We start from the raw sequence: 14,564 nt of genomic DNA, 5'->3' as shown, positions 1-14,564 counted from the left end.
AATGAACGTGTGTCGGCGGGTTACAGTTACTTCATGGCACTCAAGCCCGTCGCCAACGCTCTGACCGCCGAACTCGAGCCCGTCGTCGCCGAGAACCTGCGACGCCACCTCGACACCGAGGAGATCTGGTTCGCCCACGACTACGTGCCGTGGGACAAAGGGGAGAACTTCGCCTTCCTCGGCGGCCGGGACTGGGAGCCGTCGGACGTGACGCTGCCCAAGCACGTCACCGACGCGCTCGAGATCCTGCTCATCACCAAGGACAACCTCGCCGGCTACCACCGCGAACTCGTCGAGCACTTCATCCTCGACGAGCAGTGGGGCCGCTTCCTGGGCCGGTGGACCGCCGAGGAGCACCTGCACGCCGTCGCGCTGCGCAACTACCTCGTCGTCACCCGCGAGATCGACCCGTCGGCCAACGAGGACGTCCGCGTCGAGCACGTGATGAAGGGCTACCGCGCCCACACCTACACCCAGATCGAGACACTGGTGTTCATGGCGTTCTTCGAGCACGAGCACGCCGTGTTCTGCCGCAACCTCGAGGACCGGATCGACGAGCCGGTGCTCAAGCGGATGATGGGCAAGATCGCCAAGGACGAGGAGCGCCACACGGTGATCTTCGCCAACCTCGTCGCGCACTGCCTGACCTACGACCGCGCCGAGACCGTCGCCGCGATCGCCCGCCGGGCCGCCGTGCTCGAGGGCGTCGGCGCCGACATCGACGCCTATCAGGACAAGGTCGCCGTGGTCGCCGAGGCGGGCATCTTCGACGCCGCCGCACTGCGCCGGGTCGTCTCCGATCGCATCACCGAATGGGGCCTCGCCGACGAGCCCGAACTTCGGGAATTCGTAACGCAGTAGTCACGTTCCGGCCACGGCGTGCCGGAGGGCGGACACGCCCGACCGGGGGTAGCGTCGCAGGGGATGGCTAGCGACATGCTCTGCTGTCCGGGCGGTACCCGTCGTCGAGACGAGGGGGCCGGCCCCGGTCCTCGTACCGCGGTGTCCACCGAGGTGGCCGTGCGGGGACCGCGCGGTTCAAGGAGCGCCACGTGACTGAATCGTCTGGTCGGACCGACGTCCGAACCTACGTGCTCGACACCTCCGTGTTGCTGTCCGATCCCTGGGCATTCACGCGGTTCGCCGAGCACGAAGTCATCGTTCCCCTGGTGGTCATCAGCGAGCTGGAGGCCAAACGCCACCACCACGAACTCGGGTGGTTCGCCCGGCAGGCCCTGCGCATGTTCGACGACCTCCGCCTCGAGCACGGACGGCTGGACCAGCCGATTCCCGTTGGGACGCAAGGCGGGACGCTGCAGGTCGAGTTGAACCACAGCGACCCGTCGGTCCTGCCCGCCGGGTTCCGCACCGAGACCAACGACGCGCGAATCCTCACCTGCGCAGCGAATCTCGCCGCCGAGGGCAAGCTCGTCACCCTCGTCAGCAAGGACATCCCGCTGCGCGTCAAGGCCGGCGCGGTGGGGCTGGCGGCCGACGAGTACCACGCCCAGGACGTCGTGACGTCGGGGTGGACGGGCATGGCCGAGGTGGACGTGACCGGCGAGGAGATCGACACGCTGTTCGCCGAAGGCGAGATCGACCTTGAGGACGCGCGAAACATGCCGTGCCACACGGGCGTTCGGCTTCTCGGTGGCAACTCGCACGCCCTCGGCCGGGTCAACGCCGACAAGCGCGTGCAGCTGGTCCGCGGCGATCGGGAGGTGTTCGGCCTCCGGGGAAGGTCAGCCGAACAGCGCGTCGCCCTGGACCTGCTGCTCGACGAGTCGGTCGGCATCGTCTCGCTCGGCGGCAAGGCCGGCACCGGCAAGTCGGCGCTCGCGCTGTGCGCGGGCCTGGAGGCCGTCCTCGAACGCCGGACCCAGCGCAAGGTGGTCGTGTTCCGGCCGCTGTACGCCGTCGGCGGACAGGATCTCGGCTACCTGCCCGGCAGCGAGAGCGAGAAGATGGGCCCCTGGGCGCAGGCCGTCTTCGACACCCTCGAGGGGCTCGCCAGCCCCGCGGTGCTCGAGGAGGTCCTCTCCCGCGGCATGCTCGAGGTGCTCCCGCTGACCCACATCCGCGGCCGCTCGCTGCACGACTCGTTCGTCATCGTCGACGAGGCGCAGTCGCTGGAGCGCAACGTGCTGCTGACCGTGCTGTCGCGCCTGGGCGCCGGGTCGCGGGTCGTGCTGACCCACGACGTCGCCCAGCGCGACAACCTGCGCGTCGGCCGCCACGACGGCGTCGCGGCGGTCATCGAGAAGCTCAAGGGCCACCCGCTGTTCGCCCACATCACCCTGCTGCGCAGCGAGCGGTCGCCGATCGCCGCGCTGGTCACCGAGATGCTGGAGGAGATCAGCCCCAACGCGCTGCCGTGACACCCGCCCGCCGAGCCTGCTGGGAGATCCCCGTTTCCCAGGAAACCCGGACCTCCCAGCAGTCTCGGCGGTGGGGGAGCGCTGCCGGCAGGGGCGGTAGGCTGCCACCCGTGCGCAAGCGGTCCGACACCCCCTCCGACGGTCGTTCGGCCTCCTGGTCGTACTGGCGCATGGTCGCCGGGGTGTGCGCGGGCGTCGCGATCATCCTCGTCGGCGGGCTCACCGGCCACGTCCGGGTGGCCAAGGCCGACGACATCAACTGCGCCCAGGTGAAGTGCATCGCGCTCACCTTCGACGACGGGCCCAGCCCCTACACCGACCGGCTGCTGCAGGTGCTCGCGAACGACAACGCGAAGGCGACGTTCTTCCTGATCGGCAACAAGGTGGCGGCCAACCCGGCGGGCGCCAAGCGCATCGCCGACGCCGGCATGGAGATCGGCAGCCACACCTGGGAACACCCCAACATGACGACGATTCCGCCGGAGGACATCCCCGCGCAGTTCAGCAAGGCCTCCGACGCCATCCAGGCGGCCACCGGAGCGCGGCCGACGCTGGTGCGCACCGCGGGCGGTCTGGTCAACGACGCGGTGCTCGCCGAGGCGGGTCGGCAGGGCCTCGCCGACGTCAACTGGGACGTCATCCCGTTCGACTGGGCCAACGACGCCAACACCGGTGCCACCCGCGCACTGCTGATGAGCCAGATCAAGCCGAATTCCGTGGTGCTGTTCCACGACACCTACTCCTCGACGGTCGACCTGGTCCAGCAGTTCCTGCCGGTGCTGCGGGCGAACGGCTACTTCCCCGTGACGGTCAACCAGATGCTCGGCCCGCTGGCGCCCGGAACGTCCTACGGCAGCCGGGAGAACGGGCCGCCGGTGAACGACCTGCACGACATCGCCCCCGGCGAGATACCCGCACTGCCGAACACGCCGTCGCCCGCGCCGATGCCGAACTTCCCGATCACCGACATCCCGAATCAGAACTCGGGCGGCCCCAACAACGGCGCCTGATCCGTTGGGCGCCGAGACCGCGTTCGTCCTGACGCTGCTGGTGCTCGGCTATGCGGTGGTGTCCGGCCTGGTCACCCGGTGGTACTTCGCGCCCGCGCTGGTCTTCGTCGCGCTCGGCGTGGCCCTCGGACCGTTCGGCATCGGGGTCCTCGAGGCCGGTGACGATGCATCGAGCTTCACCCTCGTCGCGCAGCTGGCCCTGACGCTGATCCTGTTCAACCAGGCCGTCGACCTGGATCTGGCCGCCGTGTGGCATCGCGGCGAGGTGACCTTCCGGTTGCTGGTCGTCGGCATCCCGCTGGCCCTGGTGCTCGGTACGGCCACCGCGCTGCTGGTGCTGCCGGTCATGCCGGTCTGGGAGGCGGTGTGCCTGGCCGCCATCGTCGCGCCCACCGAGGTGGCCCTGATCCACACGCTGCTCGACGACCGCCGCGTCCCCGAGCGTCTGCGGCACGCGCTGTCGACCGAGAGCGGCTTCTACGACGGCTTCGCGCTCGCCGCGGTGCTCGCCGCACTGGCCCTGGCGTCCGACCGCACGGACCCGGACGCGGGTCGCTGGGGGTACTTCCTGCTGCGGACCGAGCTGCTGTCGGTCGGGGTGGGCCTGGCCATCGGCGTCGCCGGCGGCTGGGTGATCACCCGCTCCCGTGGGCGGGGCTGGATGAACGACACCTGGGCGCAGCTGGCCACCCTCGCCGTCGCGCTGCTGTGCTTTCAGGTTGGCGAGCACGTGCACGGCAGCGGCTTCGTCGCCGCGTTCGCCGGCGGCCTCGCGTATGCGTTCGCCGCGCGCCGGGCCGGTCAGCGGATCGACATGCACGTCTCGGAGGCGGCCGGTGAGCTGCTGGAACTGATGGTGTTCGCCCTCTTCGGCGCCTACGCGGTGGTCGTCGGCTGGCGCGACGCCGACTGGCGCGTCGTCGTGTTCGCCGTCGCCGTGGTGCTGGGCGTCCGGCTGGTGGCGGTGTCGCTGGCGCTGACCCGCACCGACCTGCCGGCACGGCACCGGCTGTTCCTCGGCTGGTTCGGTCCGCGCGGCATCGGCACGCTGGTGCTGGGACTGATCGTCGTCGAGCGCGGCGAGATCGAGCAGGCGGGCCTCATCACCCAGATCGCCGTGGTCACCGTGACGCTGAGCCTGGTGATCCACAGCGCCTCGGCGTGGCCGGGCATCAGGTGGCTGGGAGCGACGCCGGAACGCGAACGGGGCGGCACGTCGTCCGACGTACCGCCCCGCGCGTGAGATCCGCTGCTACTCGCCGTCCTTCACCTTGGCCATGGCCAGCACGTCGAGGCGCTCGTCGAGCTGCGCTTCCGACAGCTTGTCGCCGATCAGCCCGCGGTCGATCACCGTCTGGCGAATCGTCTTGCGTTCCTTGAGGGCTTCCTTGGCGACCTTGGCGGCCTCCTCGTACCCGATGGCCGAGTTGAGCGGCGTCACGATCGACGGCGACGACTCCGCCAGCTCGCGCAGGTGCGCCTCGTTGGCGACCAGCCCGTCGATGCACTTGGTGGCGAACAACTTAGAGACGTTGGCCAGCAGCGTGAAGGACTCCAGCACGTTGCGCGCCATCATCGGGATGTACACGTTGAGTTCGAACGCGCCCGACAGGCCGCCGACGGTGACCGCCGCGTCGTTGCCGATGACCTGGGCGGCCACCTGCGTGACCGCCTCGGGCAGCACGGGATTCACCTTGCCCGGCATGATGGAGCTGCCCGGCTGCAGGTCGGGCAGCTGCAGCTCGCCGAGGCCGGTCAGCGGGCCGGAGCCCATCCAGCGGATGTCGTTGGCGATCTTGGTCAGCGACGCGGCAATCGTCTTCAGCGCACCCGATGCCTCGACCAGACCGTCGCGGGCGGCCTGCGCCTCGAACGAGTCCTTGGCCGTGCGCAATTCGGCGATGCCGGTCTGGTCGACGAGGACCTCGACGACCTTGGCGCCGAACCCGTCCGGAGCGTTGAGGCCGGTGCCGACGGCGGTGCCGCCGATCGCCAGCTCGCCGAGACGCGGCAGCGTCGCGCGGACCCGCTCGATGCCGGCCTCGACCTGGCGCGCGTAGCCGCTGAACTCCTGGCCCAGCGTCACCGGGACGGCGTCCATCAGGTGCGTGCGGCCCGACTTCACCGTGGTGCGCCACTGCCGGGCCTTGCCGGCCAGCGACTCATGCAGCACCTCGAGGGCCGGAATGAGATGGCGCACCGCGGCTTCCGTCGCGGCGATGTGGGTGGCGGTGGGAAACGTGTCGTTGGAACTCTGCGACATGTTCACGTGGTCGTTCGGGTGCACGGTCACGCCGTTGGCCGCGGCGATCGACGCGATGACCTCGTTGGCGTTCATGTTCGAGCTGGTGCCCGACCCGGTCTGGAACACGTCGATGGGGAACTGGTCGTCGTGTTGGCCGTCGGCGATCTCGGCCGCGGCGGCGATGATGGCGTCGGCCTTCTCGGCGTCGAGCAGTCCGAGGTCCTTGTTCACCTGCGCGCACGCGCCCTTGAGCAGCCCCAGCGCGCGGATCTGGGTGCGCTCCAACGGCCGGAACGAGATGGGGAAGTTCTCCACGGCGCGCTGGGTCTGCGCGCGCCACAGCGCATCCTTCGGGACGCGCACCTCGCCCATGGTGTCGTGCTCGATGCGGTACTCGGTCGCGTCGACGGCGCTGTCGGTCATGCGGCTCCCTGTTCTCGGGTCGGGGGTGTCAGGTCAACGGGGCGAAGTGGTCAGGGCAGGGGGTAGGCGGCGGTCTTGTCGCCGGTGAAGTCGACCGCCGAGTACTCGTTGAGCTTCGAGAGGCGGTGGTAGGCCTCGACCATGCGGACGGTGCCCGACTTCGAACGCATGACGATCGACTGGGTGGTGCAGCCGCCGCCGGAGTACTGGACGCCCTTGAGCAGGTCGCCGTCGGTGACGCCGGTGGCCGAGAAGAAGACGTTCTCCCCGGACACCAGGTCCTCGGTGGTCAGCACCTGGTCGAGGTCGTAACCCCGGTCGATCGCCTTCTGCCGCTCGGCGTCGTCGGTCGGGGCGAGCTTGGCCTGGATGGCGCCGCCCATGCAGCGGATCGCCGCGGCGGCGATGATGCCCTCGGGCGTGCCGCCGATGCCGACGAGCAGATCGGTGCCGGAGTTCGGGCGGCACGCGGAGATTGCGCCCGCGACGTCGCCGTCGGAGATCAACCGGATGCGGGCCCCGGCCTCCCGGACGTCGGCCATCAGCTGGGCGTGCCGCGGCCGGTCGAGGATGCACACCGTGAGGTCGCGGACGCTGGAGTTCTTGACCTTGGCGACCTTGCGGATGTTCTCCGCGATGGGGGCGTTGATGTCGATGACGTCGGCGGCGTCGGGGCCGACCGCGATCTTGTGCATGTAGAACACCGCCGACGGGTCGAACATGGCGCCGCGCTCGGCGACCGCGAGCACCGAGATGGCGTTGGGCATGCCCTTGCTCATCAGCGTGGTGCCGTCCACCGGGTCGACGGCGAAGTCGCACTCCGGGCCGTCGCCGTTGCCGACCTCCTCGCCGTTGTAGAGCATCGGCGCGTTGTCCTTCTCGCCCTCGCCGATCACCACGACGCCGCGCATCGACACCGAGTTGACCAGCTCGCGCATGGCGTCGACGGCCGCGCCGTCGCCACCCTCCTTGTCGCCGCGCCCGACCCAGCGGCCGGCGGCCATGGCCCCGGCTTCGGTGACTCGGACCAGTTCGAGGGCGAGGTTGCGATCCGGTGCTTCGCGGCGCGGCGACGTCATGCGCCAGATTCTCCCATTAGCGATTCCGCGATGGGGAGCTGGGATACTGGCGGTGTGACCGTGCCCCCGACCAGCCCACCCACGCCGCCGCCGGGACCCAAGCCGGCGAAGTCGCGGCTGCTCCAGGACGGCCGCGACATGTTCTGGTCGATGGCCCCGCTGGTGGTGGTCTGCATCGTGGTCGCGGGGTTGCTGGGCATGTGCTCCTTCGCCCCCGAGGGCCCCGGCCAGGGCACCCCGCCGGCCTACGACGCTCCGGCGGCGCTGCAGGCCGATGCCGACGCCCTGAAGATCCCGATCAGGGTCCCGCGGCTGCCCGACGGCTGGCACGCCAACTCCGGCAGTCGCGGCAGCATCGAGGGCGGCCGCACCGACCCGGGTGGCGCCCCGGCGCGCGCGGTGACCTCCAAGGTCGGCTACCTGGCGCCGACCGGCATGTTCCTCGCACTGGTGCAGAGCAACGCCACCGAGGAGAAGCTGATCAGCTGGCTCGACACCAGCCTGGTGCCCACCGGAACCCAGGACGTCGACGGCGTCCGCTGGATCGTCTACGAGGGCGACGAGGACGTGCGGCCGGTGTGGACCACGCGCCTCACCGGGCCGACGGGACCGGCGCAGGTCGCCCTGCAGGGTGCCGCGGGTACCGCCGAGTACCGTACGTTGGCGAAGGCGACGCAGTCGTCGACGCCACTGCCGTTCAGCTAGGAGCGACCCATGACCGCACCCGAGGCGGACCTCACCGGATGGGCCGCGGCGCCGTACACCGCCGCCGGCCTCACCTACGACGTCTACCGCCGGGGCGAGGGACCGGGCGTGGTGCTCATCCCCGAGATGCCCGGTCTGCATCCCGGCGTGCTCGCCCTCGGCAACCACCTCGTCGACCACGGCTTCACCGTCGCGGCGCCGTCGCTGTTCGGCACGCCCGGCGCACCCGCGCTGCGGCCCGGCGCGGTACCGGTGCTGCTGCGAGGCTGCATCGCCAAGGAGTTCGCCGCGTTCGCCACCAACGCCGACCGGCCCGTCGCGCACTACCTGCGCGCGCTGGCCCGCGATCTGAACGCGAGCACCCCCGGCGCGGGCGTCGGCGTCATCGGGCAGTGCTTCACCGGAGGCTTCGCCCTCGCCGCCGCCGTCGACGACAGCGTGCTGGCGCCGGTGCTCAGCCAGCCGTCGCTGCCGCTGCCGCTCACCGCCCGCCAGCGTCGCGACCCCGGCCTGTCCGAGGACGAGCTGAAGGTCGTCGAACGCCGCGCCGCCGAGGACGGGCTGTGCGCACTCGGGCTGCGCTTCAGCGAGGACGCGATGTCGCCGGGCGCCCGCTTCACGACGCTCAAGGCACGGCTCGGTGACGCCTTCGAGGTCATCGAGATCGATTCCGGCAAAGGCAATCCCGACGGTCTGAGCCGCGGGGCGCACTCGGTGCTCACCGACCAGGTGCGCGAGGTCGACGGCCACCCGGCCTACGAGGCACGCAAGCGCGTCGTCGCGTTCCTCACCGAGCGGCTGCGGCCCGAGAGCTAGCCCGGCGGGTCGTCCGAGTCAGCGCTGTCGTCGGGCGGCGCGGTGACGCGATCCTGCCTGGCGCGCAGCCGCGCCGTCGCCTCCTCGGCGCCCACGCGGGTGCGCACCCAGCGGGCGAACCGCGCGAACCGGCCCGGCGCGTCCGGTTGGTCGTCCTCCTCGGGATCGAGGATCGGGATGCCCTTGAACACCGCCAGGTAGACGCTGATCGTCGTGACGATGACGATCATCAGCACCGGGCCGATGACGATGCCGAAGAAGCCGAACACGCCGATGCCGGAGAAGACCGCCAGCAGCATCAGCGCCGAGTCGAGCCGCGCCTGGCGCGGCACCAGGATCGGGCGCAACACGTTGTCGATGTTGGTCACGACCAGGACGTGCCAGACGATGACGAACAGCCCGCCCCACACGTTGCCGAACAGCATCATGCCGATCCCGAACGGGATGCTGACGATGCCGCCGCCCAACGGGATCACCGACAGCACGGTCAGCAGGACCGCGAAGATGAAGAAGCCCTGATGGAAGCCGGCGAGGTAGATCGACACCGCCCCGGCCACGCCCTGCGCGACGGCGATGACGAACTGGCCGAACACCGTGCCGCGCACCATGGCGGCCATCTTCTCCAGGTAGAGATCGGTGACGTCCTCGCCGAGTGGGTTGAGCTTGCGGATGAGCGTCCGCACCCCGTCCTGGTTGGACAGCAGTGAGGCGAACACGTAGACGAAGAGCACGGCCGCGGTTAGCCCGCCCGCCACTCCGCCGGCGAAGCCCGTCAGGACACCCAGTGCCCACTCGCCGGCGCGCTGGGCGACCGTCGACAGGCGCTCCTGGATCATCGCGGGCGTGACGTCGACGCCGGCGAGGAACGGCACCCGGTCGACGGCCTCGTTGACCAGTCGCAGCGCGCGGTGTCCCAGCGCGCTGAGGTCGGTGTGAGCGACCCAATACGACACGCTGCGGATCATCACGTTGATCTGGCCCGCCGCCAGCAGGATCACCAGGCCGAGAGGGATGACGAGTGCGACCAGCGCCGACAGGATGGTGAGGGTCAGCGACAGGCCGTTGCCGCACCGCCGACCGAACCACCGGTACAGCGGGTTGAAGAGGTAGGCCGCGACGGCGGCCACCACGACGACCATGAGGTAGCTGCGCAGGAAGTAGGCGCCGAGCACGATCGCCAGCACCGTCGCGACGGCCAGCGCACGCTTCTGCGTCGCGGTGAAGTCGGTGCGCAGGGCCACGCGCCGATCTTGTCAGAGGAGCACGCGCGGTGCGGCGCCTCGCCTCACGTGGCGGGGCGGTCGGGCCCCGGATCGCCCCACTTGTCCCGGATCGCTCCCCACGGGTCGGCCCACTGACCCGGCTTGCCGTGGTAGGCCGACTGCCGTGCCAGGAGGAAACCGACGACCGGCGCCGCCGCGCGCAGCGGATAGCGCTTCCAGCCGGCCTTGTCCGCGGTCTGGGTGAGGATGTCCGGGAAGGACACGGTCTGAAAGCCCAGGACCTCCTGCGCGCGGGCGGTGTCCATCCAGTCGGTGGCGAACCAGTCGACGTCGCTGTCCGGGTTGCCGCGCCTGCCGATGGGCAGCGCGCCGACCAGACCCATCGCGGCTGCCGTCGCCGGGCCGATGTCGCCCTGGGTCAGCCGGTGCGATGCGTCGTCGCCGCCGATGAGGAGGATCTCGCCGACGCAGTCCGCGGTCGTGGCCCGCGTGAACGCGGTGGCGACGTCGCGGACGTCGACGGTCTGGATGCGACCGTCGGTGGGCAGCGCGGACTCGAAGAACAGGAATTCCGGCTTGATGTCGAAGCTGATCTCGGTGGTCAGCACGCCGCCGAGGCGCAGCACCACCCAGTCGAGGCTCGAGGTGCGCACGATCTCCTCGGCTTCGGCCTTGTGCGTGCCGTAGAGATCGGTCGGGTGCATCGGGACGTCGGCCGACAGCAGCCCGTCGACGTGGTGCGGGTTGCGTGCCCCGTACACCGCGACGCTGGACGCCTGGACGAACCGCGGCGGGTTGGGCTGTGCGGTGGCGGCGGCGACGAGGTGAGCGGTGCCGTCGACGTTGACGCGGCGTGCGAGCTTGGCCCGCGAATAGCAGAACGGCGCGATGATCGCCGCGAGGTGAATGACGGCCGCGGGCGCGACGGCGGCAAGCAGTCCGTTCACCTCGTCGGGATCGGTGAGGTCGGCCCACCGCACCTCGACGCCGTCGGGCAGCGCGGCGGCGGCCTTGCGGTTCTCCGGCACGTCGAGGTCGGTGGCGACGACGGTGCGGCCGTCGGCGGCCAGTCGTCGTACCGTGGCCGAGCCCACCAGACCGAATGCGCCCGTCACCAGTACCGCGTTGGACATGTGCCTCCTCGAGGGTGCGTCGCACGCAGCGTCGCCGCGGGCTTCGCCTCCGCACTCTAGAGAAGGTTTCCGTTCACCGGGTGAGATGTCGTGCGGCGGAGCGGGGCCTCGTGGCGCGACGATGCAGCGGACGCCGAGAAGTCTCGGACGACGACGCGCCGCGTCGCGGACCCGTCGGACGCGCCGCGACGCGCACAATCTGCAGACATGTTGGCCGTCGACCTCATCACCCGCGTCGGTCTTGCGACCGTCCTGGGCGTCATCATCGGCATCGAGCGGCAGTGGCGCGCCCGCATGGCGGGCCTGCAGACGATGGCGCTCGTCAGCATGGGCTCCGCGCTGTTCTTCATCCTGGGTGCGTTCAGCTTTCCCGGCGGCGACCCGACCCGGGTGGCCGCCCAGATCGTCTCGGGCATCGGCTTCCTCGGCGCCGGCGTCATCCTCAAGCACGGCCTGTCCGTGGTCGGTCTGAACACCGCGGCGACCCTCTGGGCCACCGCCGCGGTCGGTGCGCTCGCGGGCGCCTGGATGTGGCGGGAGGCGATCGCCGGTGCGGCCATCGTGGTGTTCGGCAACCTGTTCCTGCAGCCGTTGGCGCGTCGCATGGACGTCCGCAGCGGACGCGGCACCATTGTCGCGGACCAACCGGGTTTCGTCGTCGAGATCGTGTGCCGGACCAGTGGCGCGGCCGAGGTGCGTCGCGACCTGGCGGCAGGACTGGCCGATGCGGGTGTTCCGGTGCGCTCGTCGAGTTCGACACGCCTGTCGACCTCCGACGAGGTGGTCGTCCGCGTCGACGTCACGAGCGCCGAAGGCGTGGAGCAGCAATTGGATTCGCTGGTCGGCCGGTTCGCCGCCGACGCGCGGGTGTCCAGCACCCGCTGGGCGGTCAGCTCATTCGACGCGCGCGAGTGATCAGCCGGCGGGCGGCGTGGCGGTCGCCACGACGGGGGACCGGGCGCCCGCGGCCTTCATCTCGGCGTACAGCTCGACGTAGTAGGGCAGGCAGTCGGCCAGCGCCTGCTCGGTGGTGAACAGCGGCTGGTAGCCGAGGTCGCGCTGCGCCTTGGCGATGGAGAAGTAGTTGTCGAGCGTGATGCGTTCCACTGCTAGCGGTTCCAGCAGCGGCTTGGGCAGCCCGAAGCGGAAGTGCAGGTACTGCCACACGCTGACCGCGAACCAGACCAGCCGCCCCGGGATGCGCAGCGTGGGAAACGGTTCGCCGCACGCCAGCACCACCGGCCGGGAGAACTCGAACATGTTGATCGGCTCGCCGTCGTTGACGAAGTAGGCCTGCCCGGGTGCGGTGCCGCCGGGCACCAGGTGCTCGGCGGCCAGGATGAAGCCGTGGATCAGGTTGTGCACGTAGGAGTTGTCGAGCTTGACGTCCTTGCTGCCGACGAGCACCTTGACGTGGCCGGCGAGCACGCTCTCGAACACCTTGCGGAACATCGTCTGATCGCCACGGCCCCAGATGCCGCTCGGCCGGATGGAGCACGTGAGCATGCCGTGAGCCCCGTTCTCGCCGAGGACGAACTTCTCGGCGATGACCTTGGTCTCGGTGTAGAGGTCGTTGAAGCGCTCGGTGTAGGGCAGGGTCTCGTCGCCGCCCGCGATCGGCTGGCCGCCCATCACGACGCTGTTGGACGCGGTGTAGACGAAGCGGGCGACCCCTGCGGCCTGAGCGGCGCGCACCAGGTTCTCGGTGCCGCCGACGTTGACGGCGAAGCTGCGCTGCCGGTATTCGGCGGTCGCCGACGCGCCGCCCATCAGGTCGATGACGGCCGCGGTATGGAAGACCGTGTCGACACGGTCCGCCCCGGTCCCGATGGCCGCCGTGACGTCCCCGAGGTCGGTGATGTCGCCGACGACGGACTGCAGCCGCGGGTGGTCGGGCAGCCTGGACGGCACCCGGTCGAAGGAGCGGACCTCCAGTCCGCGGGACAGCAGTTCGCTCACCAGGTTGGCACCGACGAAGCCGGAGCCACCGGTGACGAGGACGCGGCCGAGGGACGTGGTCAGCGACGGATCACCCATGACCGACAACCGTAACTGAAACGTGTTCCAGTTTCGAGTCCCGGTGGCTAGGTCCTTCCGTCGGCAACGTCCTGGTCGTCGACCGTGCCGTCGGCGGCGGCCAGGGCCTTCTCGACGCGCTGGCGCGCGCCCTCGAGGTGCCGCTCGCAGCATTTGGCCAGCTCTTCGCCGCGTTCCCAGAGCTGAAGCGACTCGTCGAGGCTCAGTCCGCCCTGCTCGAGGCGGCGCACCACGTCGACGAGTTCGTCGCGGGCCTCTTCGTACCCGAGTTGACTAATGGGCTTCATCTTCTCCCTCGCTGAGCGCCGTGACGGCGCCGTCGCCGACCCGGACCCGCAGCCGCGTGCCCGCCGGGGCGTCGGCCGTCGACCGCAGCACCGTGGCGGAACCGTCGGCCGCCACTGCCTGCACCACGGCGTAACCGCGCGCCAGCGTCGCCGCCGGACCCAGTGTCGCGAGCCGTGCCGACAGGTGGCCGATGCGGTCGGTCTCGGCGGCGATCGTACGGGTGACGTCGCGCCGGGTCGCGGCCAGCGCGCGGTGCACCTCGGCGGTGCGCGCGTCGAGCGTCTCGAGCGGACGGGCGAGCACCGGGCGGCTGCGCAGCTGCGCGACGGCGTGCTGCTCGCGGCGCACCCAGCTGCGCAGGGCACGCGCACTGCGCTGCCGAAGATCGTCGATCAGTGCCTGCTCGGCGGCCGCGTCCGGAACGATCCGCTTGGCGGCGTCGGTGGGGGTGGCGGCCCGCAGATCTGCGACGAGGTCGCACAGCGGGTTGTCCGGCTCGTGGCCGATCGCGCTCACCACGGGCGTCGTGCAACGGGCGATCTCGCGACACAGGGTCTCGTCGGAGAACGGCAGCAGGTCCTCGACGCTGCCGCCGCCGCGGGCGAGCACGATGACGTCGACGTCCGGGTGGGCGTCGAGTGCGCGCAGCGCCTCCACCACCTGCGGCACGGTGTTGGTGCCCTGCACCGCGGTGTTGCGGACCTCGAAGCGCACCGCGGGCCACCGGTCGGTGGTGCACGTCAGCACGTCGCGTTCGGCGTGGCTGGCGCGCCCGGTGATCAGCCCCACCGCCCGGGGCAGGAACGGCAGCGGCCGCTTGCGGCGCGGGTCGAACAGTCCCTCGGCCTCCAGCAGCCGGCGCAGCCGCTCGATGCGCGCCAGCAGCTCGCCGAGGCCGACGGCGCGAATCTCGCTGATGCGCAGGCTGAACGAGCCGTTGCGGGTGTAGAACTGCGGCTTGCCGAGCATGATCACCTGCGTGCCCTCGGCCAGCGGCACGGGCGCATTGACCACCAGATCGCGCGGACAGCTCACCGACAGCGACATGTCGGCGGCCGGGTCGCGCAGCACCATCCACGCCGTGGACTGGCGGACCTTCAGCTCGGTCAGCTGGCCTTCGATCCAGACCATGCCCAGGCGGTCGATGTACTTCGCGACGCGCGTGGCGACGGCCCGCACCGGCCACGGATTCTCCGGGGACTTGCCCTGCTCGGCGTCAGTCATCGG

Annotated in this window: 14 protein-coding genes; 7 read left to right on the top strand and 7 right to left on the bottom strand. The window is 70.6% G+C overall.

Features of this window, described 5'->3' with window-relative positions; genetic code table 11:
• The first annotated feature begins 33 nt into the window (after nt 1-33).
• From FZ046_RS26455 to FZ046_RS26440, 4 genes are all read left to right on the top strand, one after another.
• The gene (locus tag FZ046_RS26455; RefSeq protein ID WP_070351820.1) at nt 34-861 is read left to right on the top strand and encodes an acyl-ACP desaturase; all 828 of its coding nucleotides are present in this window, start codon (nt 34-36) and stop codon (nt 859-861) included.
• Between the two features lie 230 nt (nt 862-1,091).
• Nucleotides 1,092-2,378 (top strand): RNA 5'-3' helicase PhoH2, encoded by a 1,287-nt coding sequence (locus tag FZ046_RS26450; RefSeq protein WP_407664491.1) that lies wholly within the window; start codon nt 1,092-1,094, stop codon nt 2,376-2,378.
• Nucleotides 2,379-2,488: 110 nt separating this feature from the next.
• Nucleotides 2,489-3,388 carry a polysaccharide deacetylase family protein gene (locus tag FZ046_RS26445; RefSeq protein ID WP_407664436.1) on the top strand — a complete coding sequence of 300 codons (900 nt, stop codon included), beginning with the start codon at nt 2,489-2,491 and terminating at the stop codon, nt 3,386-3,388.
• Nucleotides 3,389-3,392: 4 nt separating this feature from the next.
• Nucleotides 3,393-4,631, top strand: coding sequence for a cation:proton antiporter (locus FZ046_RS26440; RefSeq protein ID WP_070351752.1), 1,239 nt, complete (start codon nt 3,393-3,395; stop codon nt 4,629-4,631).
• A 9-nt stretch (nt 4,632-4,640) separates the two neighbouring features.
• Here the strand turns inward: FZ046_RS26440 and FZ046_RS26435 are convergent, their stop codons facing one another.
• Entirely contained in the window at nt 4,641-6,056 is a 1,416-nt protein-coding gene (locus FZ046_RS26435) for a class II fumarate hydratase (RefSeq protein WP_070351751.1), read from the bottom strand.
• 50 nt (nt 6,057-6,106) lie between these two features.
• Nucleotides 6,107-7,135 carry a class II fructose-bisphosphatase gene (gene glpX / locus FZ046_RS26430; protein ID WP_070351750.1) on the bottom strand — a complete coding sequence of 343 codons (1,029 nt, stop codon included), beginning with the start codon at nt 7,133-7,135 and terminating at the stop codon, nt 6,107-6,109.
• 30 nt (nt 7,136-7,165) lie between these two features.
• Between glpX and FZ046_RS26425 the strand changes: the two genes are divergently transcribed.
• Complete coding sequence (locus FZ046_RS26425; protein ID WP_083298016.1) at nt 7,166-7,840, top strand: DUF4245 domain-containing protein; 675 nt, start codon at nt 7,166-7,168, stop codon at nt 7,838-7,840.
• A 9-nt stretch (nt 7,841-7,849) separates the two neighbouring features.
• On the top strand, nt 7,850-8,656 hold the full coding sequence (locus tag FZ046_RS26420) for a dienelactone hydrolase family protein (protein WP_070351748.1): 807 nt from the start codon (nt 7,850-7,852) through the stop codon (nt 8,654-8,656).
• On the opposite strand, the gene FZ046_RS26415 is transcribed toward FZ046_RS26420, so the two are convergent.
• Both FZ046_RS26415 and FZ046_RS26410 read right to left on the bottom strand, forming a co-directional pair.
• Nucleotides 8,653-9,891: an AI-2E family transporter gene (locus tag FZ046_RS26415; protein ID WP_083298024.1), complete on the bottom strand. Its 1,239-nt coding sequence runs from the start codon at nt 9,889-9,891 to the stop codon at nt 8,653-8,655. The two genes, FZ046_RS26420 and FZ046_RS26415, sit on opposite strands and share 4 nt — an antisense overlap.
• A 50-nt stretch (nt 9,892-9,941) precedes the next feature.
• On the bottom strand, nt 9,942-11,012 hold the full coding sequence (locus tag FZ046_RS26410; RefSeq protein ID WP_070351746.1) for an NAD-dependent epimerase/dehydratase family protein: 1,071 nt from the start codon (nt 11,010-11,012) through the stop codon (nt 9,942-9,944).
• A gap of 207 nt (nt 11,013-11,219) precedes the next feature.
• On the opposite strand from FZ046_RS26410, the gene FZ046_RS26405 reads away from it, so the two are divergent.
• Entirely contained in the window at nt 11,220-11,927 is a 708-nt protein-coding gene (locus FZ046_RS26405) for an MgtC/SapB family protein (RefSeq protein WP_070351745.1), read from the top strand.
• On the opposite strand, the gene FZ046_RS26400 is transcribed toward FZ046_RS26405, so the two are convergent.
• From FZ046_RS26400 to xseA, 3 genes are read right to left on the bottom strand one after another with little or no spacing between them, the layout of a single operon-like run.
• Nucleotides 11,928-13,049 carry a 3-beta-hydroxysteroid dehydrogenase gene (locus FZ046_RS26400; RefSeq protein WP_070351744.1) on the bottom strand — a complete coding sequence of 374 codons (1,122 nt, stop codon included), beginning with the start codon at nt 13,047-13,049 and terminating at the stop codon, nt 11,928-11,930.
• A gap of 47 nt (nt 13,050-13,096) precedes the next feature.
• Complete coding sequence (locus FZ046_RS26395) at nt 13,097-13,336, bottom strand: exodeoxyribonuclease VII small subunit (protein WP_070351743.1); 240 nt, start codon at nt 13,334-13,336, stop codon at nt 13,097-13,099.
• Complete coding sequence (gene xseA, locus FZ046_RS26390; RefSeq protein ID WP_070351742.1) at nt 13,323-14,561, bottom strand: exodeoxyribonuclease VII large subunit; 1,239 nt, start codon at nt 14,559-14,561, stop codon at nt 13,323-13,325. The genes FZ046_RS26395 and xseA overlap by 14 nt, the downstream gene beginning before the upstream one ends.
• Nucleotides 14,562-14,564 lie beyond the last annotated feature (3 nt).

This window comes from Mycolicibacterium grossiae (assembly GCF_008329645.1).
Taxonomy (GTDB): Bacteria; Actinomycetota; Actinomycetes; order Mycobacteriales; family Mycobacteriaceae; genus Mycobacterium; species Mycobacterium grossiae.
Note: the sequence above shows the minus strand (reverse complement) of the source record. Positions and strands in the feature narration are given on the sequence as shown.